The following is a 21496-nucleotide window of genomic DNA, read 5'->3' as shown; positions in this document are numbered from 1 at the left end:
CATGAAAGCCCTCGCCAAACTCGAACGCGCCCCCGGCCTGACGCTGACCGAGGTCCCCGAGCCGGAAGTCGGCCACAACGATGTGATGATCCGCATCCGGCAGACGGCCATCTGCGGCACCGACATCCATATCTGGAAATGGGACGAGTGGGCGCAGAACACCATTCCCGTGCCGATGCAGGTGGGGCACGAGTACGTTGGCGAGATCGTCGCCATCGGGCAGGAGGTGCGCGGGCTGGCAATTGGCGACCGTGTCTCCGGCGAGGGGCACATCACCTGCGGCTTCTGCCGCAACTGCCGCGCCGGGCGCCGCCACTTGTGCCGCAATTCGGTGGGCGTGGGCGTGAACCGCCCCGGCGCGTTTGCCGAATACCTGGTGATTCCCGCCTTCAACGCCTTCCGCATTCCCGACGACATCCCGGACGAGATCGCCGCCATCTTCGACCCCTTCGGCAACGCTACCCATACCGCGCTGTCTTTCAACCTGGTGGGCGAGGACGTGCTGATCACCGGCGCCGGCCCCATCGGCATCATGGCCGCCGCCATCGCGCGCCACGTGGGCGCGCGCAATGTGGTGATCACCGACGTCAACGCGTACCGCCTCGCACTGGCGCGCAAGATGGGCGCCACGCGCGCGGTTAACGTGCAGCATGAAAACCTCGGGGACGTGGCCGCCGAACTGCAAATGACGGAGGGCTTCGACGTAGGCATGGAGATGTCCGGCGTGCCGACCGCCTTCTCCACCATGCTCGAACATATGAACCACGGCGGCAAGATCGCCATGCTGGGCATTCCGCCGTCGAAGATGGCCATCGACTGGAACCAGGTGATTTTCAAGGGACTGGAGATCAAGGGCATCTACGGCCGCGAGATGTTCGAGACCTGGTACAAGATGGTGGCCATGCTGCAAAGCGGGCTCGACCTGACGCCGATGATTACGCATCGCTTCGGCGTGGGCGACTTCGAGGCCGGTTTTGCCGCCATGCTGTCCGGCAATAGCGGCAAGGTGGTACTTGACTGGACGGCATCGGGCCGGCCGGCCCTCGATCCTGCCTAGCGGCGCATGCGCGCTCAAGTATCGCTAGCGATACACCAGCACAGGGATGCTGCTGTGCGTCAGCACCTTGTTGGTCTCGCTGCCGATCAGCACGCCCTGCAAGCCGCGCCGCCCGTGCGAGGCCATCACGATCAGGTCGCACCCCCTTTCCCGGGCAGCCTGGATGATGGCCTCATAGGGGTGGTCATGGATGACGGAAAGCGTCTCGCAAGACACGCCCGCCGCCTCGGCTTGGGCAGCCAGGGTTTTCAGGTATTCCGCCGAAATGCTGGTGGCTTCCTGCACGAACCGCGTACGGGTATCGGCCAGTAGTTCCACCTGGTAGGTGTAGACATGGAAGTCCGGGATCACCCGGATTACCGTGACCCGCGCTCGCGCTTCCCGGGCAAACACCAGGGCCTTGCTGAAAGCGGCTTCGGACAGGGGCGAGCCGTCGACGGGCAGCAGCAGATGCTGGAACATGGTGCCCTCTCCTGGCACGCGAAGCGCGGAGGCTGCCGCGCAGGTTCCTGCTCACGCTTCGCTCGGGTTGAGGATTATCTTGGTCCAAGTATAGGTGCGCCATCGGTGTGCCGGTACCGCACGCACACGCCGCCCCCTTCATCCGGCTGCGATTTCCCGGTAACATCCAGCACCGGTTCCGCGCCACGGCGCGGCCCCAAGCGTTAACCCGAGGCCGGGCCGCCACACAATGGCAACCCGGTCTTGTCAAGACGGCAGCCGCCCGATGGCTGCCGTTGCAACTGCACTGCCTTGCAACCCAATGCGGTGTACCCGGAAGGCGAAGCTACCCCTTTGCATTCCAGATCTTCATGGAGAAGACGCTTTGACTGAACGCACCACCCCAGAGGCCGCCGGCCGCCTGTTCGGCACTGGCGAAGGCCCGACCCACGAGCGCGTCACGCTCGCCACCGATCCCGAGTCCGGCCTGCAGGCCATCATCGCCATCTACAGCACCAGCCTTGGCCCCGCTTTCGGCGGTTGCCGCTACTGGACCTATGCCGCCGAGAACGACGCCCTGACCGACGCCCTGCGCCTGTCGCAGGGCATGGCCTACAAGAACGCGCTTGCGGACCTGCCCTTCGGCGGCGGCAAGGCCGTCATCCTGCGCACGCCGGCACAGCATGACCGCGCCCAGCTGTTCCGCGCCTTCGGCCGGCTGGTCGAATCGCTGGGCGGCAGCTACATCACCGCGGAAGACGTCGGCACCACGGTGGAAGACATGGTTGCGGCCCGCACGCAGACGCGCTACATCAGCGGTATGCCGCGCGAAGGCACCTTCGGCGGCAACCCCTCGCCCAAGACCGCCTATGGCGTGTTCGTCGGCATTGAGGCCGCCGTGCGCTACGTGCTCGACCGCAACAGCCTGCAAGGCGTGACCGTCGCCGTGCAGGGGCTTGGCTCGGTCGGCTGGGATCTGTGCCGCAGGCTGCATGAAGCCGGCGCCGGGCTGATCGTGGCCGACATCAATGGCGCCAAGGCCGAGCAGGCGCGCGAGCAGTTCGGCGCGCATGCCGTGTCGACCACCGCCATCACCAGCGTCGCCGCGGATGTCTTCGCCCCCTGCGCGCTCGGGGCCGTGATCACCCCGGCCGTTGCCGAGCAGTGCGAGTTCAAGATCGTCGCCGGCGGCGCCAACAACCAGCTCGCCTCGCTTGAAGAAGGCGACACCCTGCAGCGCCGCGGCATCTTCTATGCGCCGGATTTCCTGATCAATGCCGGCGGCATCATCAGCTGCGCCCGCGAGTATCTCGGTGGCGCCGATGAAGCCGCTGTGCTCGCCGAAGTGGCCCATATCCGCGAGCGTGTGTTCGAGCTGGCGCAGCGGGTGGAGAAGACCGGCCAGGCGCCCGCGCGCGAGGCGGTCAGCTGGGCGCAGGAGAAGATCGAGCGGGGCATGCGCTAGCCATTCCCGCGTTGCCCCCGGGGATTTTTCGACCGATGGTTTGCTCCCTCTCCCGGTTGCGGGAGAGCAACCGGGGGAGAGGGGGTGCCAACCGGCGCGAATAAAAGCGATACCGCCCGATCAAAATTCGGTGTGGCCGTGTGGAGCGCCCGAGGGGCGGGCCACACCCACCCGCGATGCGAAGCGAGCCGTGAGGGGTCACCAGGCCGTATGGGGCGCCTCGTCGGCAGGCAAAAAGAGCGGAAAAGAGGGACCCATGTTTGAGTATCGCCTTAAGGCGATGCGAGTTTGGGTCCCGGCCGCTCTTTTTGTCTGCCGACGAGGGGGGGTCGCCCCATCCGGCGCGCCTTTTTTGCATACTTTTTTGGCAAGACAAAAAAGTAGGTCGCCGCCCCGCAGGGGTGGTGAAACTGCCTTTGACTTTAGGCTTTTGACTTTAGGCTTTTGAAGTTAAGTAGCCGTATTCTGCAACACCCCCTCCCGCACCTGCTCTCCCGCAAGCGAGAGAGCTACGGCAGTGCTGGAATTAGCCCAGCGATGGAATCGACCCACACGAAAGTCGGATGAACCTCTTTTTTATGTCTGTCCGGACTGGACCGGTGCCAGGTCCGGCACCGCGCATTGCCAGCTCCCCCCCGATCTGCGCTTGGCCTGATACATGGCCTCGTCCGCCGTGCGCATCAAGTCGGCGGCCGTTTGCGCGTGCACGGGGAACACGGACAGGCCGATGCTCAACGAGGCGACGATGCTGGTCCCGCTCGACAGTTGAACCGGATCGCGCATGCGCAGCAGGATATGCTCCGCGATCTGGATGATGTCGGCCGGCTTGCGCAGCGTCGTGAGCACCGCGAATTCGTCCCCGCCCAGCCGGGCCACGGCGTCGCCCTCGCGCAGGCAGGAGCGGATGCGCTGGGCAATGCCGAACAGCACTTCGTCCCCCGCGGCGTGGCCGAAGCTGTCGTTGATCCCCTTGAACGCGTCGCTATCCAGGTACAGCACGCCGGCATGCGTCTTCGCGGTCGAGGCAAGGCGCACGGTCCTTTGCAGCGCGTCCTCGAACGCTGCCCGGTTGAGCAGGCCCGTCAGGCTGTCGTGGCTGGCGCGGTGTGCCAGCGAACGGTTCTCGTGCTGGAGCTGGTTCTGCCAGGTCTCCAGTTCGTCGAGCAGGCCGTTGAAGTCCTCGCCGAGCGCGTTGAGTTCGGCGATATGGGCAGGTGGCGTGCGCTGGTCGAAGGCACGGTCCGAGCGTACCGCATGGGCTACGCGCATCAGGTTGCGCACCGGATCGATGATGTGGACCAGCATGCGGCTCGACATATAGTGCGCGCTGACGGCGGTAAGCAGCAGGCAAGCCAGCAAGCCCACCAGGCCGCTGAACACAAAGCGCAGCAGGTTGGCGGGATCGCCCGTCAGGCGAACGGTGCCGACCACCTGCGTCTCATGAAAAATCACCTGCTCAACCGGACCCAGGGACATCAGGCCGCTGGCCACGCGCTGCAGGCCGGCAAAACGCTCACCGGCAGGACGTTGCCATTCGGCCAGCAGCCGGTGGTCCTTGTCGTAGACGTGCGCCTGGGCCACCTCCGTCGCGGCGATCGCCACCAGCGCGTCCTTGGCTGCCGCCTGGTCGCGGAACACCACCGGCGCCTCCAGCGTATAGGCAACGGAGCGCGCGACCAGATGCAGGTTGTGGTCGGCATAGACGCGCAGCGCCGCCAGGCCGAGCGCGGTCAGCGAGATGCCGGCCGTGCAGACCGCGATCAACGCCACGTTGAAGTGGATGCGGCGCAGCGTGTTGTACAGCGTCGGACGCGATACCGGGGCGTCGGAGCGGAGTCGCATGATCACGATGGCGGCCCCCGGCGGCGGCCAAGCTGCAGCACGCCCGGATGGATATGAATTCCGCTACGGGCAACCGAATCCAGGTTGACGCGGAAAGTGACGCGGCCATCGACAACATTAAGGCAGAACATGCTGCCGACCTCGCACTCGAAGTCTTCCTCCGTGATGACCAGCACCGGGCGCCCGCTCAACTCCGTTGCCACCTTCTTGCGCCGGGCATCCGTCATGGCGCCCAGGTAGACCGAATCGCAGCCCGCGGTCGACCCGGCCTCCAGCAGCTCGATGCGCCTGGCCTGCACGGAGCGCCCGCTCGCCAGGATCGCGCCTTCCGAAAGCTTGGTGGCGTAGCGAGCGGACCCATCCACGCACAGGCGCAAGACATCCGGCTCCGCGGGCCAGCGGGCATAGCCGAGCAGGCTGAATACCACCCGCGCCACCGCCTCGGAGCGTTGCGGCGGGGCAGTGTCCGCGGCGGTGCCCTGCGACTGCACGCACAAGATCGCGGCAAGCAGCGCTAGCAGGAAACGAGAGGAGGAGGCGCGCTGCCGGCCGGTGCACGGACTGGCCGGGGCGGTAGCCAATTCAAGAGGCAAGAGTTCGGGCCTACCAGGTTGTACATGTTGGGCACATTGCATCACACGGCAGCGATGCGATTTGACTTGGCCAGCATCCATACTCCGTGGTCCCGCCCGATGTGGATGCCATCACCGGACAGAGTTGCCAGCCCAAACCCTATAACGGCGTTCCTGGATCGATATTTACCCTTTATTTCCCGGACACGCCTTCACACCGGCCCCAACTCCGTGACCCTTCGCAACATGGCCATCGGCCCAAGCCGCTCCACGGTTCGCATCTGCGCCTCGTTCCGCACAAAAAACGACCCTGCAAACCCAAGCGTATTCACCGATATCCCCTCCACGCACTCCGCCGACCTCGGCACGAGCAGCATCCCAAGCGGGGTGACCAGTAAGTTGTACGGCTCCGACGGCTGCGCTTCGCCGTTGACCTCGATCGTCCGCACGCCGACCGCGTCGAGCAGCGCCAGGTAGCGCGCGTGCGCGGTGCCCGCCAGCCCCGGGGCGCGCGCGCCGGACAAGACCAGCGGAGCGAACGCATGGGCAAAAGCCAGCCCCGGCACGGTGCCGACCGCGCCATCGATGCGCGCCGACGCGAGCAAGGGCGCGATGGGCATTGCCGGGCCCTCGGCGGCCAGCGGCAGCGGCACCATCTGCAAGTGCTTGTGGCGCTGGCTAGCGCCGGCGGCGGCGCCGCCGTTGTAGAAGCCCAGGCTATCGAACTCGCCCATGCAAGCCAGCAACGCCTCGAAATCCGCCAGGTCGAGCAGCGAGTCCTGGGATGCAAAGCGGCGCGTGACAATGAGAAGGTGATGATCGATGACGTTGAACTTGTTCAGCAGCGCAACGTGGGTCTCCGAGATATCGGCGACGAACAGGTCCAGGTCGTAAGGAAGGAATGGGTTGAACTCCGCGCCGGGGTCTCGTTGCCGGGCCTTGTCCTGGTCCTTGCGCGTGAGGCTGGAAACCTGGCGGACAAGAAAACGCACGCCGCCATCCTCGATGGCCGCCTGGACTGTCTCGATCGGACGCAACGCCCCGCAGCGCAACGCGTGCGCGGTCTGGCGCAGGATGGCCGGCCACAGCGTACCGGGCTGGAGTGATCGTTCAGGCATGATCTGGCGGTAAGGATGCAGTGACTATAGCCACACCGGGCAGCAAATCCCATCCCGCACACGCTGAAAGCTGGGCCCCCTTGCCTACAATGCCTGGGAGACCGGCCTCAAGGACACGGACGACACCAATGAACGACGCCGAAACACCGCATTCAACCGGCAAACGCCGGTCCCTGCCCGCTCGCGTCTACCTGCTCGGCGCCGTCATCCTGGCCGCCGGCTGGATCGCCGGCATCCTGAGCTATCTGCGCGCCGCGGACGACACCAGCGGCGACCTGGCCTATGGTCCCGGCTGGGACCGGCAATACGAATTCCAGCTGGAACGCATCGGCGGCAAGGCCGCGGTACTGGCGGCCGAGTTCTCGCAGTGGTTTGCCGATCTATGGCATGGCAGGCGACTGGCGTTTACCGTGGCGATCCTGTGCACGGGCGCCGCGTTTTTATGCTTCCTGGTGGCCCGGGAGCTTGCCCTGGCCGCGGCGCACGAGCGGCCTGGCGACCGCGACGGCTGACTGCGCTACCTGACTGCGCTACGTTGCCCGCTCCTCGATGGCGTCGACGCGGCTCGGATAGAACGCCAGGTGATCCTTGATCGCCGCCACCGCGGGGTAAGGTGCCTCATAGGCCCACACCGCGTCGACCGAGCGCTCGCCCCCGGAGGGGATGYTGTAGTAGGCGCAGTCACCCTTGTACGGGCAGTAGGTGGCGTGCCCGGTGCGGGCGAGCAGCGACATGTCGACATCCTTGCGCGGGATGTACTGCACCGGCGGATACGATGCTTCCCGCAGCGTCAGGGCCTCCCGCGTATCGGCGATCACGACGCCACCGACGGACACCACGACGCGCGACGGGTTAGCCTCGATCGTGATCGGGTGATCGGGCCCCGGGATCTTGATGGTCTGGCTGGCCATAAGCTGGTTTCCTCCGGGCAATCGCCAAATTCCCAATACTACGCGTGAAACAACGACGCTGCCGGGCCTCGATGTGCGCCCTGCACCGCCCTGGGCAAGCAGTTGCTCGCTCGCTTGCTTGCTTCCCGCTATGCCACCCCGCACGGCACCATGAAGGCAAGTCAGCGCTGGCTCAGCCTGCCGCCCGCGCCTTGACGCGCCCCGCCGCCTCTTTCGCACGCGTGCGGGCGGTTTCCACATCCGCGTCATACGCCAGTGCCACGCCCATGCGCCGCCTGGTGAAGCTTTCCGGCTTGCCGAACAGGCGCAGCTCGGTCTGCGGCACGCGCAGTGCCTCGTCCACGCCGTCGAAGACCACGCCTTGCGCATCCACGCCGCCATAGATCACCGCGCTGGCTCCCGGGCTCTTGAGCTTGGTGCTGACCGGCAGGCCAAGGATGGCCCGCGCATGCAGCTCGAACTCGTTCTGCCATTGGGTGATCATGGTCACCATGCCGGTGTCGTGCGGACGCGGGCTGACTTCGCTGAACCAGACCTGCTCGCCCTTGACGAACAGCTCCACCCCGAACAGGCCCTGGCCGCCGAGGTTGGCGGTGACAGCCTGCGCGATCTGCTGCGACTTTTGCAACGCGGCGGGATGCATGGGATGTGGCTGCCAGCTTTCCACGTAGTCGCCGCTGACCTGCACATGGCCGATCGGTTCGCAGAACTGCGTTTCGACCTGGCCGTCCGCGCCGATCGCGCGCACCGTCAGCAGCGTGATTTCATAGTCGAAATCGATAAAGCCTTCCACGATCACCCGGCCGTGGCTGACCCGGCCGCCGGCCATGGCGTAATCCCATGCCGCATTGACGTCCGCGGGGCCGTCGATCTTGCTCTGGCCCTTGCCGGAACTGCTCATCACCGGCTTGACCACGCACGGGTAGCCGATGCCGCGGTCGATGGCGGCCTGCAGCTCTTCCAGGGAATCGCAGAACTGGTACGGGCTGGTAGGCACGCCCAGCGTCTCGGCGGCCAGGCGGCGGATGCCTTCGCGATCCATCGTCAGGCGCGCCGCGCGCGCGGTGGGAATGACGCGCACCACGCCGCTGGCTTCCAGCGTCTCCAGCATCTGCGTGGCGATGGCTTCGATCTCCGGCACCACCAGGTCCGGCTTCTCGGCCTCGATCAGCGCCTTGAGCTGCGCCGGATCGCTCATGGCGATGGTGCGCGCATGGTGGGCAACCTGCTGGCCCGGCGCGTTTTCATAGCGGTCCACCGCAATCGTTTCAACGCCAAGCCGCTGCAGCGCGATCAGGACTTCCTTGCCAAGCTCGCCGGAGCCCAGCAGCATGACTTTGGTCGCGCAGGGCGAGAGAGGGGTGCCGATAGTGCTCATGTGAAATCAGGGCCTGAAGATCAAGGAAAAACAGGGATTGTACGTGCAGGGAAAGGGGCCGCCCAGGCTGGCGCGCATGCGGGCCGGGGAAACCAGGCCCGCGCCACATGGTTGCGGCGTTCCCGCCATGCCGGCAGGCCCTTGCAAGGCAAGGCCCTTAGCGCAGCAGCTTGCGCACGTCCTGTTGCCAGCCTGGCTCACCGCAACCGGATGGGTTCTCGGGCCCCATGAGCGTGAAATAGCCCCGTCCCTTCATGCACGATTCATAGGCCCGCACTTTGGCGCATTGCCCAGTGCCGGCCTGTTGCGAGACGGCCTTGCATTGCGCGATCGAGCGGTCCATCGGACCGAAGTCGAGGGAATCGGGATTCCCCGCCGTGACGCTATCGGCGCCGCCGGCCGAGAACTCGACCGGGCCGGTGCAGCCGGCCAGCGCCACGGCTGCGGAGAATGCGACAGCGGGAACAGACCAGCAGGATTTCATCGCCCGGCCTCCGATGGATGATGCTGGTGGATGATACGCCGATCGTCCGATGACGCCAAAAGGTCATTTGGCCCGCGCCTGCTTGCTCATTTGCGCGGAGCCAATAGACTGGGTCCATCGGCCTCCGTCCCGGATACCGGCCAACCAAGGATTGACCATGAAGATCGACCTCTCGGGCAAGATCGCCCTCGTTTCAGGATCCACTGCCGGCATCGGCTTTGCGGCCGCAAAAGGGCTCGCCGGCGCGGGCGCGCGCGTCATCATCAACGGACGCAGCGAGGCCACGGTGGGCAAGGCCCTGGAAACGCTGCGCGGCGCCGTGCCTGGCGCCGACGTGGCGGGCTTCGTCGGCGACCTGGCCGATGCCGAGGTTTGCCCGCGGCTGGTAGCGGAACATCCCCGCGTCGATGTGCTGGTGAACAACCTGGGCATTTTCCAGCTGCAGGATTTCTTTGAAACGCCCGATAGCGAGTGGACCCGCTTCTTCGAAACCAATGTCCTGTCCGGCGTGCGCCTGTCGCGGGCCTATGCGCAGTCGATGGCCGAGCGCAAATGGGGACGCATCGTGTTCGTCTCGTCGGAGTCGGGACTGAATATTCCCGCCGACATGATCCACTATGGATTTTCCAAGACCGCGCAGCTCGCCGTCTCGCGCGGGCTGGCCAAGCGGCTCGCCGGCACCGGCGTGACGGTCAACGCCGTGCTGCCCGGCCCCACGCTGTCCGAAGGCGTCACTGACATGCTCAAGGAGGAGATGGCAAGCACCGGCAAGTCCGCCGAGGAAGTGGCCGCGGAATTCGTGAAGGCGCACCGCTCGTCCTCCATCATCCAGCGCGCGGCCACCGTCGAGGAAGTCGCCAACATGATTGTGTATGCCTGCTCGCCACAGGCGTCGGCTACCACCGGCGCCGCGCTCCGCGTGGATGGCGGGGTGGTCGACACGATCGCCTGACCGGCTGGCTGTCGTATTCGCCGATTGCCGCGAAGTCAAGGCGCGGCAACCTGGCGGCCTTAGCGGCTGTACCGGCCAATCACGCTTTGGCCGCCGAGCGCGTGGCCTGTTAGCGCCGTCATCAGTTCGTCCCTGGTCAGCCCCGGCGGCAGCGCGTCGGGGGCGAGATCCGTCGCGATCACAGTCAAGGTGTAATGGTGCGGCGCATCACCCACCGACGGACAGGGTCCGCGATAGATTTTCTCGCCCCTGACGTTCTTGCCGACGGTGGCGCCATGGCCATCGGCCTGGCCTTCGCCCTCCTTGAGCTGCCCACGATCGGCGGCGATGTTGTATGCGACCCAGTGCGATACGCCAAGCCCCAACGCCCCATCGGGATCCGAAAGCAGCACGGCAACCGACTTGGTACCGGCGGGAAGATTCGACCACGACACCTGCGGCGACACGCCTTTGCCGCCGCAATCGTTCGTATTGTTGCCATGCAGCACAGGTATCGTAGCGCCGTCCGCGAACGATGCGGAGGTCACCTGCATGCCTGCCGCATGCGCAATGCCAACACAGGCGCAAAGCAATGCGCCAGCCAGTGAAGCGAAAGGTGTTCTGGCCATTTTCATATTTTCCCTTTCATTGAAATGAGTGGAATGTATGCCGAATACGCCGGCTAATGTGCGCGTATACCCTCTGGCTTTCGCGATTTCCCCGCATTACCATGGACTTGATCGTACACAAGGTTGTTAATGCGTACGGATGAAGCTGGTCGATGTCATTAGATATAACGTTAAAAATATAACGACTAAAGGAGACATCCATGCAAGATTATCAAAGCCTTGTCTTCATGTGCGCTATTGGCCTGGTGTGCCTGTATGTCTTGCTCGGTACGCTGGCCCAATCCAATGCGATCAAATTTGGCGCTCCAGCCATCGTCTCGGCGCTGATGCTGGCATTCTCCGTCTCGCCGTGGCACGTCGTTGGATAAATCCGCCCGGGCGATAGTGCCCGGCGCATCCTTTGCGCAGCCCGTGCAGGCCTGCACGGGCTGCCGTGTCAACATGCACGCGGAACCCGCGCCCGATTAACCGCTCGTCTCCCGATTGTCCGGTGGCGTGCCCGTCATCGTGACGGGTTGCATCAGCCAGTACACGTGGTGCGATGCGGCATTGCCCAAACTGCGCGACACGGTCTTATCCCGGGGAGCCTGGCTATCCCTGCCAGGGCCGTTGGACACGGCGCCCGACCACATCATCGCCGCGCAGCAGCGCCGGTGGCGCGCACTGGCAAACGGGTTCAGCCAGGCTGGGCATTCTGGCCATTGCCGGCCACGCCGGCGTGGCCCAGAATTTCTCCAGACGCAGGCCGGACAGACGGCAGCCATTCACAAAAGAAGATCAGGAGACCAACATGCGCGACTACGCCGAGGCCATCGCTGGCTTTTCGTATGAGGCTGCGATCGCGCAGCACCTGAGCGGCAGGCTCGATGCCATCAACGCCTGCGTTGAATGCTGCGACCGCCATGCCTTGCCGGGACGCATCGCGCTGTTCTGGGAGAGCCGCGATGGCACCAGCGAGACCTACACCTTCACCCAGTTGCAAAAGCTCTCCGCCCAGTTCGCCAGCTTCCTCAAGGCGCAGGGCATTGGCCCGGGCGACAGGGTGGCGGGCCTGCTGCCGCGCACGCCGGAATTGCTCGTCACCATCCTGGGCACCTGGCGGGCAGGCGCGGTCTACCAGCCGCTGTTTACCGCCTTCGGACCGAAGGCCATCGAGCACCGGCTGCAGGCCTCGGGCGCCCGCCTCGTGGTCACCGACGGCGCCAATCGCGGCAAGCTGGCCGACGTGGCCAACTGCCCGCCTGTGCTCACCGTCGGTGGCGCCAAAGGCCGCGGCCTCGTGCACGGCGACTTCAGCTTCTGGGCGGAGCTCGATCGCCAGCCCGCCGTTTTCGAGCCGGTCCCGCGCACCGGCAACGATCCGTTCCTGATGATGTTCACCTCCGGCACCACCGGCCCCGCCAAGCCGTTGCTGGTACCGCTCAAGGCCATTGCCGCGTTCGCGGGCTATATGCGCGACGCGGTCGACCTGCGCCCCGAGGATGCCTTCTGGAACCTGGCCGATCCGGGCTGGGCCTATGGCTTGTATTACGCGGTGACCGGACCGCTGGCGCTGGGGCATCCCACCACCTTCCACGACGGCCCGTTCAGCATCGAGAGCACCTGCCGCGTGATCGAGAAATACGGCATCACCAACCTGGCCGGATCCCCCACCGCCTATCGCCTGCTGATCGCGGCGGGGCAAGCCGTGGCCGGTCCGCTGCGCGGCAAGCTGCGCGCGGTCAGCAGCGCGGGCGAGCCGCTCAACCCGGAAGTGATCCGCTGGTTTGCCAGCGAACTTGGGGTCACCATCCACGATCACTACGGCCAGACGGAGCTGGGCATGGTGCTGTGCAATCACCACGCGCTGCGCCATCCGGTGCATCCGGGCGCGGCCGGCTTTGCCAGCCCCGGCCATCGCGTGGTGGTGGTGGACAACGAAGCGCGCGAGTTGCCGGCCGGCCAGCCCGGCACGCTGGCGCTGGACCTGGAGCAGTCGCCGATGTGCTGGTTCGCCGGCTATCACGAAACACCAACCGGCTCGTTCGTCGGCAAGTATTACCTGACCGGCGACACCGCCGAGCTGAACCCGGATGGCAGCATCAGCTTTATCGGCCGTGCCGACGATGTCATCACCACCTCCGGCTACCGGGTCGGTCCGTTCGACGTGGAGAGCGCGCTGATCGAACATCCGGCAGTGGTCGAGACCGCGGTAATCGGCAAGCCCGATCCTGAGCGCACCGAGCTGATCAAGGCCTTCGTCGTGCTCGACCCGCAATACCGGCCAAGCCCGGAACTGGCCGAAGCGCTGCGGCTGCATGTGCGCAACCGCCTTGCCGCGCATGCCTATCCGCGCGAGATCGAGTTCGTGGCCGAATTGCCGAAGACGCCCAGTGGCAAGGTCCAGCGCTTTATCCTGCGCAACCAGGAAGCGGCGCGGCAACGCGAGGCGCAAGGGCAGGCATAGCGTCGCCGGCAGCGGCAACGGCAACGGCAACCAACGACAATGCATGAAGGGCGCTGCGCGGCAGCGCCCCTTTTTCCACCACCACTTCGCGCTGTTCTTCCCTCCTGGGCCTCGCCCCGTGTTAACGGAAGCGCCTCCGGCAAGACGCCCCGACACGTCCAATTCCATCGAACGAGAGCATCGTCTCCTTCGCATGGCTTATTGCCCTGCTCCGTCCATACTCCATTCACACCACCACACGACGTTCTCAGGAGAACACCATGCATCGCTTCGAAGGAAAAACCGTACTGGTCACCGGCGGCAACAGTGGAATCGGCCTGGCGGCCGCGCAAGCATTCGCCGCGGAAGGCGCTCGCGTGATCATCACCGGCCGCGATGCGGCGACGCTGGAAGCCGCCAAGCCCACGCTCGGCGCCAACGCGCTGGTCATCCGCAACGAGGCCGGCACCGTCGCAGCGGCGCGCGCGCTCGCGCACCGTCTTGCCGACGAGGACATCAGGCTCGACGCCGTATTCATCAACGCAGGCATCGCCAGGTTCGCGCCGCTGGCCGACGTCGACGAAGCCCTGTGGGACCAGACCTTCAATACCAATGTGAAGGGCCCCTTCTTCCAGATCCAGGCGTTGACGCCCTTGTTCAACAAAGGCGCATCGATCGTGCTCAATGGCTCGATCAACGCACATATCGGCATGCCGGCATCGTCGGTTTATGCAGCCAGCAAGGCCGGCATCATTTCGCTGGCCAAGACGCTCAGCGCCGAACTGCTGCCGCGTGGCGTGCGCGTCAACGTGATCAGCCCGGGCCCGGTCAGCACGCCGATCTACGGCAAGCTCGGCCTCGATGCAGACACGCTGGCCACCACCGCCGCCCAGATCAAGAACCAGATTCCGCTCGGCCGCTTTGGCGACCCGAAGGAAATCGCGGCAACCGTGCTGCACCTCTCGTCGGCCGAGTCCGCGTTTATCGTCGGCACCGAGATCGTCGCCGACGGCGGCATGAGCCAACTGTAAATAAACTGTATGGCTGGCATTGCCCCGCCCGCGCATGCGCATGCGCACCCTGGCGGGCAAACGGGCACGCCAGCCTACTTCGCCAGAAAGAGTCCTGCCATGAGTGAAACCATCGCCTTTATCGTCCATCTGCCGGGCAACCCGGAGCACCGGGACGAACTCGAATCCGGCCTGCTTGCCGTCCTGGAGCAAATGGCCAAGGAGCCCGATTTCATCAACACCTATCTGCATCGCTCGGTCGAGGATCCGGATACGCTGGTCCTCTACGAGACCTGGGCCTGCAGCCCCCAGTATTTCCAAACGCATCACCTCGCCCGCCCTTACCGCCAGGCGTACGAGGCGGCGCTGCCCCGCCTGCTCAAGCGGCCGCGCACGCTGGAGTTTCTCCAGCCCCTGCGCGCCTTCGAGAAGCCCGCCACCTAAGGACAAATGGCGCGGCCTGTCAGCCCGGTTTCCTGGCTCGGGCAGAAGTCATGATGTCATTCGAATGAAACAAAGACGCCGGACAATGGCAGCCTGATCCGCAAGCACAGTGCCGCCGGGAGCATCCCCCACAAAGCGGGGGATGTCGATGTCGACCTTGCTGCACAGCAGCAGCAAGGATGCCATTTTTATCCGGGTATCTCCCTAGGGGCTATCCAAATAGAGGTCTTTAGAATTTGGCCTTGGATGGTGCGCTGCGCAAAACGGTAGCGCCGCCGCCCTTTCGAATCAGATATTCGCCCCGGTCAGCCCGACATCACATCCCGTGCATGCCGACCTGGCAGCCGGGCGATTCACAGGAGAACACGCATGTTCGTTTTTTCGTCCGACCAGTTCGCTGAAGCCCAGAAGGCCCATTTCGCCAACCTGTTCGCGCTGACGAATACGGCTTTCGAGGGTTTCCAGAAACTGGCCGAGCTGAACCTGCAAGCGGCGAAATCGACCCTTGCCGAAAGCCAAGTCAACATCCAGGCTGCCTTGTCCGGTGGCGAACTGAAAGACGTCTTCAACGCGCAGGGCAAGTTCGCGCAGCCGGCGGCTGAGAAGGCACTGGCCTATGCGCGCAACGTGTACGAGATCACATCGAGCACGCAGGCCGAACTCGCCAAGACGGTGGAAGCGCAGTACGAACAGCACACCCGTAGCGTGCAAACCTTCGTCGACACGTTCGTGAAGAACGCGCCGGCCGGCTCGGAAGCGATTACCGCCCTGCTGCAGCAGACGGTTGCCGCCGCCAACAACACCTACGAGTCGGTGCAGAAGGCCACCAAGCAAGCCGCTGAAACGGTCAAGTCCAACTTCGAAGCCTCGACCAGCGCGGCCCAGCAGGCTCGCCGCACGGCCAAGCAGTAAAAGCATGCGCCGCTGCGTGGTGCGGGATACCGCGCTGCGCGGCGGTTCGCATGGCCCCGGTCCTGGCATCACGCCAGGGTCCGGTAATCCGCCTTGAGCCTGTTCGCATGTGCCCGCGCACGGGACGTGTCGATCAGCGTATCCCCGCTTGCCGATAGCGCAAGCCGCTTCGAAAACCGTGTCGAAAAGCGGTAGTCAGCGCAGATGCCCGCCAAATAGCCCAAGCAGTCCAATCACGATCAGATAGAGCGCCACGATGTAATTCAGCAGCCGTGGCATGACCAGGATCAGGATGCCCGCAATCAGCGAAATCAGCGGGCTGAGGTTCGAGATGGCTATCATCAGGGTTCCCCTTCAGTACTCTTGGCGCCAGGACATGAAGAAGCGGCGCGGCTCGCCAGCGCGGGACCGCAAGCGATCCTTGCTGGCGAAGCCGTCCGCAACAATCTGGTCGCCGAGGCTTACTTGGCCTTGCCTTTCATCAGGTTCTTCGCCTCTTCGATATTCTGCTCCGCGCGCTTGGTGATCACGGCCAGTGCTTCGGCCTGCGATTTCTGCGCCATTTCGGCCAGTTCGCGCATGTTATTGAACGCTGTCTGCAGGCCCTGCTGCACGAACTCGCCCTGCTTGGCCATGGCCTCGGCCGGATTGCCGCCGCCGGTCATCTTCTGCGCCGCGGCCTGGATTTCCTGCATGGTCTTGCTCAGGATCTCCGTCTGCTTCTGCACCAGTGCCTGCATGCCTTCGTAGGCAACCTTGTTGGCCTCCGTGATGGCTTCGATATCCTTGCGCCGCGCTTCGATCACCGAAGTCATGTCGACGCCGGGGAGCTTGTACTGCTCGAGCAGCTTGCTGAAATCGGTGAACGGATTGGACGGTGTAGTCATGGTGCATCTCCTCGCTGGGGTAGGTGGAGCAGGGAACCGGCCGCGCCGGACCAAGCATGATACTGCCCGATTGCCAGCGCGGTAGCCTCCTAAGTGTAGCGCGCGTGCCACCGCATCCGGAGATGAATGCGGCAGCGGCACGCGCCGCGCGCCCGGCAGTGCACCATGGGCCACCCCGCCCCGTTCGATTTTGGCGAACGCCTCTTTCAAAACTATGAACTGGCCCACCGCAGGGGCCGACGATACACTCGCCCGCACTTTCACTACCTGTCTTGCGGAGACCCTATGCTTCATCAGGCCCTGGCCGGCATCAAGGTGCTGGATTTGTCCCGGATACTGGCTGGCCCCTGGTGCACGCAGAATCTCGCCGACCTTGGCGCCGAGGTCACCAAGGTGGAACGCCCCGGCCACGGCGACGACACGCGCGGCTGGGGCCCGCCTTACCTGCAGGGATCCGGTGAAGACGGCGAGGACCGCCTCTCCGCCTACTTCATCTGCTGCAATCGCGGCAAGCAATCCGTGGCCATCGACTACGCCACACCCGCAGGCGCCGCGCAGATCCGCCAGCTCGCGCTGCAAGCGGATGTGCTGGTGGAGAACTACAAGGTTGGCACGCTGCGCCGCTACGGCCTGGACTATGAAACGCTCAAGGCGCTCAACCCGCGCCTGATCTACCTGTCGATCACCGGCTTCGGCCAGAGCGGCCCGATGGCTGACAAGCCCGGCTATGACTATGTCTTCCAGGGCATGGGCGGGCTGATGAGCTACACTGGCCACCCCGATGGCGAGCCGGGCGCCGGCCCGCTGCGCACCGGCGTGGCGGTGGTGGACCTGACCACCGGCATGTACGCCACGTCGGCCGTGCTGGCTGCCCTGCTCAAGCGGCACGCCACCGGCGAAGGCGAGTACCTGGATATCGCGCTGCTCGACGTCGCCGTGGCGCTCAACGCCAACCAGGCGGCCAACTACCTCGTCTCCGGCAAGGCGCCCCTACGCAGCGGCAATGCCCATCCCAACTGCGCGCCATACGAAGTGTTCCGCTGCGCGGACGGCCATCTGATCCTTGCCATCGGCAACGACGCGCAGTTCGCGCGCTTCTGCGAAGTGGCAAGCCTCGGCGCGCTGGCGGCGGACCCGCTCTACGCGAGCAATTCCGGCCGCATCGCCAACCTGCCTGCGCTGCGCAAGATACTGGCCGGCGTATTCCCCACGCGTGACCGGCAAAGCTGGACGCAGGCCTTCGACGCGGCCGGCGTGCCCTGGGGACCGATCCATTCGATGGAAGAAGTCTTCGCGCATCCGCAGGTGGCGCACCGCCAGCTCTTGCAGCAGGCCGAGCACCCGGTACTGGGCCGCGTGCCCATGATCCGCAACCCGATGCTTGCCAACAGTGGCGCGCACCCGCTCGCACCGCCGCCGCTACTCGACGAACATGGCAGCTGAAGCCCGCACCGACAACGCACCAGAACACAAACCCTTCCGGAGACATAGCTTGAACACACGCACCTTCGCCGCCACCCTGATTGCTGGCCTGGGCCTTGCCAACGGCGCGCAGGCCTCGGCCTATCCCGACAAGCCCGTCAAGCTGATCGTTCCGTACGCGGCTGGCGGCACCACCGATATCATCGCGCGCATTGTCGGCACCCGGCTCGGCGCCGTGCTCAAGCAACCCGTGGTGGTGGAGAACCGTCCCGGCGCGGGTGGCGCGGTAGGCAGCGCCTATGCCGCCAAACAGCCGGCCGACGGCTATACGCTGGTCATGGAAGTGGAAAGCTCGCACGCGGTGAATCCCAACGTGTACGCCAAGACGGCATACGACCCGGTCAAGGATTTCGAGCCGATCAGCAACCTGGCCGATGTGCCTAATGTGCTGGTGGTCAACCCTGCCTTCCCGGCACAGGACCTGCCCGCCTTTATCAAGTTTCTCAAGGCCAATCCGGGCAAGTACTCCTTTGGCTCTTCCGGCAATGGCGGCCTGAGCCATATGAACGGCGAGCTGTTCATGAACGAGACCGGCACCAGGATGCTCCACGTGCCCTACAAGGGCCTGGGCCCGGCGCTGAACGATGCGGTCGCGGGACAGATCCAGGTCGTATTCGACAACATCCCCTCCTCCTCCGGCCTGATCCAGGGCAACCGCCTGCGCCCGCTCGCGGTGGCCGCCAAACAGCGCCTGAAGGTGCTGCCCAATGTGCCCACCTACGCCGAAGCCGGGCTGCCGGCCATGAACAATCCCTCCTGGTTCGGCCTCGGCGCGCCGGCGGGCACGCCTGCGGCGATCCTGGATACGCTCAACGACGCGGTGCGCCGGGTGTTGGCCGATCCGGAGGTGGTGAAGGCCATCGAGAAGCAAGGCGCCATTCCCGCCCCGATGACGCGCAAGGCGTTCGCCGAACTGATCCGCGGCCAGAACGCGCACTGGAAGAAGGTCGTCGAGGACATTCATTTCGCCAAACTGCAATAGGACGAAGAGCCATGAGCCAAGCAGATACCAAGAATTACGCCGGGGTTGATGTCAACACCCTTGGCATCGCCACCCTCACCATCCGCGAAGCGGGCTCGCTCAACATCCTGAGCACGCCGGTGATCGCCGCGCTGACCCAGGCGGTGAATGAACTGGCCGGCCGCGACGAGATACGCGTACTGATCGTGCAAGGCGCCGGAGAAAAGAGCTTTATCGGCGGCGCCGATATCAAGGAAATGGCCGCGCTCACGCGCGAAAGCGGCGAGCGCTTTATCAGCGGCCTGCGCGGGCTTTGCGATGCGCTGCGGCACTTTCCCGTGCCCGTGATCGCGCGCATGCCGGGATGGTGCCTTGGCGGTGGACTGGAACTGGCGCTGGCTTGCGATATCCGCATCGCCGCGGACAACGCCCACCTTGGCATGCCCGAGGTCAAGGTAGGCATCCCCTCCGTGATCCACGCCGCGCTGATGCCCAGGCTGATCGGCAATGCGCGCGCCGCGTGGATGATGCTGACCGGCGAAATCTCCGACGCGCGCGAAGCGCTGGCCTGGGGCCTGGTGAACAAGGTCGTGCCATTGGCGGAACTGGATGCTGAAATCGAACGCGTGGCTACGCTGATGGCCGGCTTTGGGCCCACCGTGGTGCGGCAGCAGAAGCGGCTGTTGCGGGAGTGGGAGGAGGCGCCGGTCGACGTGTCCATCAATCACAGCGTGGCGGAATTTGGGAGTGCGTTCGAGACAGGAGAGCCGCAGCGCTATATGGGTGCGTTTCTGGAACGCAAACGGTAGCAAACCGCGGGCGATCGGAGCGGGGGCCCGCACCGGACAGAGTCAGTCCGGCGCCATGGTTGGCGTTCGCCTGACGTGAACGTCCTGATCGACCTTTGCCCGCCTTGGCGGGCGTACCTTCTCTAAATCCGTTGGGGCAGGTGCGCCGGGTCGACCTACGTCCTGACAGCAAGACATCCGTCTATCCGTGCCTTGCCAAGTCCTCGAACTTGGCGAACACGCGAGCCTGGACAGCCTCCATGACTGCGAGGATCTCCGCATCCGCGGGTGCACTGGCTGTCACCCCAGTGGCGTACTTCGGCTTTGAACCAATCGGATAGAAGACAAAAACCGTATTGAACCTGCCAGCCGATTCCTTCTTAAGGCGCCGGTTGAGCGCCTTCAGGTACTGCTTCTTGGTTGCCTTTGACATAGTCTCCAGGGCTCTCTCAGCTCTCTCAGTACTGTTTGCCTTTGCAAAAAAACGGGGGCTCAAGCAGTCGTGGCCTTTAGTCCCCACCGGTGTCGGAGTGCTTCCATGGCTCTCTTCTCGGTCAAGAGTAAAACATAGTCCAGGAACTTCGCATCGGTCACGAGTGCGTCCCAGGCGTTCCAGAACTCCCACTGGACGACTTCCTTCGGCACATTGTGGTGTTCGGCGATACGCTCGATCGCTTCGGCGACGGACAAAGGGCGCGTGGGGCCGCCAGAGTCCGCACTAGACCCGCAAGTTGCCGGATTTTCCGGCGCGGCTCCGTTTAAGTGCCACATGACCAACTTTCCGCGATATAAGCGCCAGCTTGAGTTTAGGCAACGCACACCCTGCTTGCCTGCCGGCCCGGGCGACCAGCCTGAAAGCACTCGCGGCGATGTGGGTAGCCGGCCACTGCCGGGGATCGCATTCCCGGCCTCCGCGCTTTCGAATACACTGTGCGCTCGAACGACGACGGACACATGCCACTCGCTTTGGAGACCGACGCGTCAACTACCCCGGCCTAAAAGGCCGGGGCTTATAGAGGCAACTCAACAAGCTCGGGTTGACCAGGCAAAGCGGTACCCAACCCGCTACGTTGCGAATAGGTGCAAGACCAACGTTGGGATGCTTCCTCAGTTCCAACCTCTTGAAGCCCCGGTTGCAGACAAGCGACAGGGTACGCACGAAACGGATCGGGGCAGATCGCCGGTTCGCAACATTGCCGAGGGGAGACCTCCCGCAGGGGAGGCGTCACCAGGCCCGTAAGGGCAACTTTTCAGGAGAGATTGCCTTGGCAGTCTTTGTGCTGGACAAGCGCGGCAAGCCGCTCATGCCGTGCAGCGAGAAGCGCGCCAGGCTGTTGCTGGCGTGCGGCCGCGCACGCGTGCACCGTGTGATGCCCTTCGCCATCCGCCTGGTGGATCGGCGGCAAGCGGACAGCGCTTTGCAACCGGTTCGCCTCAAACTCGATCCAGGCAGCAAGGGAACCGGCGTGGCCATCGTGCGCGAGGTCGAGGCCGGCGGTGACGAGACGGCTCGGCATGCTGCCGTGCTGTCTCTCGCCGAACCGATCCACCGCGGCGCGCAGATCAGCCTGAGCCTGACCGCACGGCGGGCCATGCGACGTGGCAGGCGTGGCCGCAAGACCCGGTATCGTGCCGCTCGTTTCGATAACCGGCGCAAGCCCGTTGGCTGGCTGGCGCCGAGCCTGCAACACCGTGTGCAGACCACGATGGCTTGGGTGCGCCGTTTCCGGGCGCTCGCGCCGATTACCGCCATCAGCAC

At 64.8% G+C, this 21496-nt stretch carries 26 protein-coding genes; 13 read left to right on the top strand and 13 right to left on the bottom strand.

All coding sequences use genetic code 11. The features are described from left to right. Window position 1 precedes the first annotated feature (1 nt). Window positions 2–1057 (top strand): L-threonine 3-dehydrogenase, encoded by a 1056-nt coding sequence (gene tdh, locus AC1DQ3_RS30730; RefSeq protein ID WP_477123898.1) that lies wholly within the window; start codon window positions 2–4, stop codon window positions 1055–1057. 24 nt (window positions 1058–1081) lie between these two features. On the opposite strand, the gene AC1DQ3_RS30725 is transcribed toward tdh, so the two are convergent. Further along, window positions 1082–1519 carry a universal stress protein gene (locus AC1DQ3_RS30725; RefSeq protein WP_477123897.1) on the bottom strand — a complete coding sequence of 146 codons (438 nt, stop codon included), beginning with the start codon at window positions 1517–1519 and terminating at the stop codon, window positions 1082–1084. Between the two features lie 301 nt (window positions 1520–1820). Here AC1DQ3_RS30725 and AC1DQ3_RS30720 point away from each other — a divergent pair, with 301 nt between their 5' ends. Beyond that, on the top strand, window positions 1821–2963 hold the full coding sequence (locus AC1DQ3_RS30720) for a Leu/Phe/Val dehydrogenase (protein ID WP_477123896.1): 1143 nt from the start codon (window positions 1821–1823) through the stop codon (window positions 2961–2963). Window positions 2964–3539: 576 nt separating this feature from the next. Here the strand turns inward: AC1DQ3_RS30720 and dgcN are convergent. The 3 genes from dgcN to AC1DQ3_RS30705 form a co-directional block, all read right to left on the bottom strand. Next, a complete protein-coding gene (gene dgcN, locus AC1DQ3_RS30715; RefSeq protein WP_477123895.1) occupies window positions 3540–4805 on the bottom strand; it encodes a diguanylate cyclase DgcN/YfiN in 1266 nt (421 codons plus the stop codon). Window positions 4806–4807: 2 nt separating this feature from the next. Then, window positions 4808–5398 carry a regulatory sequestration protein YfiR gene (yfiR, locus tag AC1DQ3_RS30710; RefSeq protein ID WP_477123894.1) on the bottom strand — a complete coding sequence of 197 codons (591 nt, stop codon included), beginning with the start codon at window positions 5396–5398 and terminating at the stop codon, window positions 4808–4810. Between the two features lie 191 nt (window positions 5399–5589). Further along, complete coding sequence (locus AC1DQ3_RS30705; protein WP_477123893.1) at window positions 5590–6495, bottom strand: ATP adenylyltransferase family protein; 906 nt, start codon at window positions 6493–6495, stop codon at window positions 5590–5592. Between the two features lie 128 nt (window positions 6496–6623). On the opposite strand from AC1DQ3_RS30705, the gene AC1DQ3_RS30700 reads away from it, so the two are divergent. Beyond that, window positions 6624–7007, top strand: coding sequence for a hypothetical protein (locus tag AC1DQ3_RS30700; protein WP_477123892.1), 384 nt, complete (start codon window positions 6624–6626; stop codon window positions 7005–7007). A gap of 18 nt (window positions 7008–7025) precedes the next feature. Here the strand turns inward: AC1DQ3_RS30700 and AC1DQ3_RS30695 are convergent, their stop codons facing one another. From AC1DQ3_RS30695 to AC1DQ3_RS30685, 3 genes are all read right to left on the bottom strand, one after another. Beyond that, window positions 7026–7406 carry a DUF427 domain-containing protein gene (locus tag AC1DQ3_RS30695; RefSeq protein WP_477123891.1) on the bottom strand — a complete coding sequence of 127 codons (381 nt, stop codon included), beginning with the start codon at window positions 7404–7406 and terminating at the stop codon, window positions 7026–7028. Between the two features lie 172 nt (window positions 7407–7578). After that, the gene (gene purT / locus AC1DQ3_RS30690; protein ID WP_477123890.1) at window positions 7579–8784 is read right to left on the bottom strand and encodes a formate-dependent phosphoribosylglycinamide formyltransferase; all 1206 of its coding nucleotides are present in this window, start codon (window positions 8782–8784) and stop codon (window positions 7579–7581) included. Window positions 8785–8941: 157 nt separating this feature from the next. Further along, entirely contained in the window at window positions 8942–9268 is a 327-nt protein-coding gene (locus AC1DQ3_RS30685) for a hypothetical protein (protein WP_477123889.1), read from the bottom strand. A 157-nt stretch (window positions 9269–9425) separates the two neighbouring features. Here AC1DQ3_RS30685 and AC1DQ3_RS30680 point away from each other — a divergent pair, with 157 nt between their 5' ends. Further along, window positions 9426–10220 carry an SDR family NAD(P)-dependent oxidoreductase gene (locus AC1DQ3_RS30680; protein ID WP_477123888.1) on the top strand — a complete coding sequence of 265 codons (795 nt, stop codon included), beginning with the start codon at window positions 9426–9428 and terminating at the stop codon, window positions 10218–10220. A 59-nt stretch (window positions 10221–10279) separates the two neighbouring features. Here AC1DQ3_RS30680 and AC1DQ3_RS30675 read toward each other — a convergent pair whose 3' ends face one another. After that, complete coding sequence (locus AC1DQ3_RS30675) at window positions 10280–10834, bottom strand: YbhB/YbcL family Raf kinase inhibitor-like protein (RefSeq protein ID WP_477123887.1); 555 nt, start codon at window positions 10832–10834, stop codon at window positions 10280–10282. A 194-nt stretch (window positions 10835–11028) separates the two neighbouring features. On the opposite strand from AC1DQ3_RS30675, the gene AC1DQ3_RS30670 reads away from it, so the two are divergent. The 4 genes from AC1DQ3_RS30670 (at window position 11029) to AC1DQ3_RS30655 (ending at window position 14707) form a co-directional block, all read left to right on the top strand. After that, on the top strand, window positions 11029–11196 hold the full coding sequence (locus tag AC1DQ3_RS30670) for a hypothetical protein (RefSeq protein ID WP_477123886.1): 168 nt from the start codon (window positions 11029–11031) through the stop codon (window positions 11194–11196). Between the two features lie 422 nt (window positions 11197–11618). Then, on the top strand, window positions 11619–13274 hold the full coding sequence (locus AC1DQ3_RS30665; protein WP_477123885.1) for an AMP-binding protein: 1656 nt from the start codon (window positions 11619–11621) through the stop codon (window positions 13272–13274). 260 nt (window positions 13275–13534) lie between these two features. Then, window positions 13535–14284, top strand: a complete 750-nt coding sequence (locus tag AC1DQ3_RS30660; protein WP_477123884.1) for an SDR family oxidoreductase — start codon at window positions 13535–13537, stop codon at window positions 14282–14284. A gap of 99 nt (window positions 14285–14383) precedes the next feature. Further along, on the top strand, window positions 14384–14707 hold the full coding sequence (locus tag AC1DQ3_RS30655) for a putative quinol monooxygenase (RefSeq protein ID WP_477123883.1): 324 nt from the start codon (window positions 14384–14386) through the stop codon (window positions 14705–14707). Between the two features lie 48 nt (window positions 14708–14755). Here the strand turns inward: AC1DQ3_RS30655 and AC1DQ3_RS30650 are convergent, their stop codons facing one another. Further along, window positions 14756–14893, bottom strand: coding sequence for a hypothetical protein (locus AC1DQ3_RS30650; protein WP_477123882.1), 138 nt, complete (start codon window positions 14891–14893; stop codon window positions 14756–14758). Between the two features lie 183 nt (window positions 14894–15076). Here AC1DQ3_RS30650 and phaP point away from each other — a divergent pair, with 183 nt between their 5' ends. Beyond that, window positions 15077–15619, top strand: coding sequence for a TIGR01841 family phasin (gene phaP / locus AC1DQ3_RS30645; protein WP_477123881.1), 543 nt, complete (start codon window positions 15077–15079; stop codon window positions 15617–15619). 195 nt (window positions 15620–15814) lie between these two features. Here the strand turns inward: phaP and AC1DQ3_RS30640 are convergent, their stop codons facing one another. After that, the gene (locus AC1DQ3_RS30640; RefSeq protein ID WP_477123880.1) at window positions 15815–15961 is read right to left on the bottom strand and encodes a DUF3096 domain-containing protein; all 147 of its coding nucleotides are present in this window, start codon (window positions 15959–15961) and stop codon (window positions 15815–15817) included. Window positions 15962–16080: 119 nt separating this feature from the next. Next, entirely contained in the window at window positions 16081–16506 is a 426-nt protein-coding gene (locus AC1DQ3_RS30635) for a phasin family protein (protein WP_477123879.1), read from the bottom strand. Between the two features lie 285 nt (window positions 16507–16791). On the opposite strand from AC1DQ3_RS30635, the gene AC1DQ3_RS30630 reads away from it, so the two are divergent. The 3 genes from AC1DQ3_RS30630 to AC1DQ3_RS30620 are packed head-to-tail and all read left to right on the top strand — an operon-like array spanning window position 16792 to window position 19758. Then, window positions 16792–17949 (top strand): CaiB/BaiF CoA transferase family protein, encoded by a 1158-nt coding sequence (locus AC1DQ3_RS30630; protein WP_477123878.1) that lies wholly within the window; start codon window positions 16792–16794, stop codon window positions 17947–17949. Window positions 17950–17998: 49 nt separating this feature from the next. Next, complete coding sequence (locus AC1DQ3_RS30625) at window positions 17999–18970, top strand: Bug family tripartite tricarboxylate transporter substrate binding protein (RefSeq protein WP_477123877.1); 972 nt, start codon at window positions 17999–18001, stop codon at window positions 18968–18970. Between the two features lie 11 nt (window positions 18971–18981). Continuing rightward, window positions 18982–19758: an enoyl-CoA hydratase gene (locus AC1DQ3_RS30620; protein WP_477123876.1), complete on the top strand. Its 777-nt coding sequence runs from the start codon at window positions 18982–18984 to the stop codon at window positions 19756–19758. A 181-nt stretch (window positions 19759–19939) separates the two neighbouring features. On the opposite strand, the gene AC1DQ3_RS30615 is transcribed toward AC1DQ3_RS30620, so the two are convergent. Further along, window positions 19940–20170 (bottom strand): hypothetical protein, encoded by a 231-nt coding sequence (locus tag AC1DQ3_RS30615; protein ID WP_477123875.1) that lies wholly within the window; start codon window positions 20168–20170, stop codon window positions 19940–19942. A 59-nt stretch (window positions 20171–20229) separates the two neighbouring features. Continuing rightward, complete coding sequence (locus AC1DQ3_RS30610; RefSeq protein ID WP_477123874.1) at window positions 20230–20508, bottom strand: DUF3562 domain-containing protein; 279 nt, start codon at window positions 20506–20508, stop codon at window positions 20230–20232. Window positions 20509–21002: 494 nt separating this feature from the next. Here AC1DQ3_RS30610 and iscB point away from each other — a divergent pair. Next, window positions 21003–21496: RNA-guided endonuclease IscB (gene iscB / locus AC1DQ3_RS30605; protein ID WP_477123873.1), on the top strand; the 494-nt coding region annotated here is incomplete at its 3' end.

This window comes from Cupriavidus sp. 01T418 (genome assembly GCF_056398885.1).
The sequence above is the reverse complement of the archived record's forward strand: the minus strand, read 5'-3'. Positions and strand labels throughout refer to the sequence as shown.

What these genes read in the sequence shown, in the direction of transcription:
- AC1DQ3_RS30630 (WP_477123878.1), top strand. Translation starts at nt 16,792, where the DNA reads ATGCTTCATCAGGCCCTGGCCGGCATCAAGGTGCTGGATTTGTCCCGG.
- AC1DQ3_RS30705 (WP_477123893.1), bottom strand. Translation starts at nt 6,495, where the DNA reads ATGCCTGAACGATCACTCCAGCCCGGTACGCTGTGGCCGGCCATCCTG.
- AC1DQ3_RS30610 (WP_477123874.1), bottom strand. Translation starts at nt 20,508, where the DNA reads ATGTGGCACTTAAACGGAGCCGCGCCGGAAAATCCGGCAACTTGCGGG.
- dgcN (WP_477123895.1), bottom strand. Translation starts at nt 4,805, where the DNA reads ATGCGACTCCGCTCCGACGCCCCGGTATCGCGTCCGACGCTGTACAAC.
- AC1DQ3_RS30650 (WP_477123882.1), bottom strand. Translation starts at nt 14,893, where the DNA reads ATGGCATCCTTGCTGCTGCTGTGCAGCAAGGTCGACATCGACATCCCC.
- tdh (WP_477123898.1), top strand. Translation starts at nt 2, where the DNA reads ATGAAAGCCCTCGCCAAACTCGAACGCGCCCCCGGCCTGACGCTGACC.
- phaP (WP_477123881.1), top strand. Translation starts at nt 15,077, where the DNA reads ATGTTCGTTTTTTCGTCCGACCAGTTCGCTGAAGCCCAGAAGGCCCAT.
- AC1DQ3_RS30720 (WP_477123896.1), top strand. Translation starts at nt 1,821, where the DNA reads ATGCGGTGTACCCGGAAGGCGAAGCTACCCCTTTGCATTCCAGATCTT.
- AC1DQ3_RS30640 (WP_477123880.1), bottom strand. Translation starts at nt 15,961, where the DNA reads ATGATAGCCATCTCGAACCTCAGCCCGCTGATTTCGCTGATTGCGGGC.
- AC1DQ3_RS30725 (WP_477123897.1), bottom strand. Translation starts at nt 1,519, where the DNA reads ATGTTCCAGCATCTGCTGCTGCCCGTCGACGGCTCGCCCCTGTCCGAA.
- AC1DQ3_RS30670 (WP_477123886.1), top strand. Translation starts at nt 11,029, where the DNA reads ATGCAAGATTATCAAAGCCTTGTCTTCATGTGCGCTATTGGCCTGGTG.
- AC1DQ3_RS30655 (WP_477123883.1), top strand. Translation starts at nt 14,384, where the DNA reads ATGAGTGAAACCATCGCCTTTATCGTCCATCTGCCGGGCAACCCGGAG.
- AC1DQ3_RS30615 (WP_477123875.1), bottom strand. Translation starts at nt 20,170, where the DNA reads ATGTCAAAGGCAACCAAGAAGCAGTACCTGAAGGCGCTCAACCGGCGC.
- purT (WP_477123890.1), bottom strand. Translation starts at nt 8,784, where the DNA reads ATGAGCACTATCGGCACCCCTCTCTCGCCCTGCGCGACCAAAGTCATG.
- AC1DQ3_RS30680 (WP_477123888.1), top strand. Translation starts at nt 9,426, where the DNA reads ATGAAGATCGACCTCTCGGGCAAGATCGCCCTCGTTTCAGGATCCACT.
- AC1DQ3_RS30700 (WP_477123892.1), top strand. Translation starts at nt 6,624, where the DNA reads ATGAACGACGCCGAAACACCGCATTCAACCGGCAAACGCCGGTCCCTG.
- AC1DQ3_RS30620 (WP_477123876.1), top strand. Translation starts at nt 18,982, where the DNA reads ATGAGCCAAGCAGATACCAAGAATTACGCCGGGGTTGATGTCAACACC.
- AC1DQ3_RS30685 (WP_477123889.1), bottom strand. Translation starts at nt 9,268, where the DNA reads ATGAAATCCTGCTGGTCTGTTCCCGCTGTCGCATTCTCCGCAGCCGTG.
- AC1DQ3_RS30675 (WP_477123887.1), bottom strand. Translation starts at nt 10,834, where the DNA reads ATGAAAATGGCCAGAACACCTTTCGCTTCACTGGCTGGCGCATTGCTT.
- AC1DQ3_RS30635 (WP_477123879.1), bottom strand. Translation starts at nt 16,506, where the DNA reads ATGACTACACCGTCCAATCCGTTCACCGATTTCAGCAAGCTGCTCGAG.
- AC1DQ3_RS30665 (WP_477123885.1), top strand. Translation starts at nt 11,619, where the DNA reads ATGCGCGACTACGCCGAGGCCATCGCTGGCTTTTCGTATGAGGCTGCG.
- AC1DQ3_RS30660 (WP_477123884.1), top strand. Translation starts at nt 13,535, where the DNA reads ATGCATCGCTTCGAAGGAAAAACCGTACTGGTCACCGGCGGCAACAGT.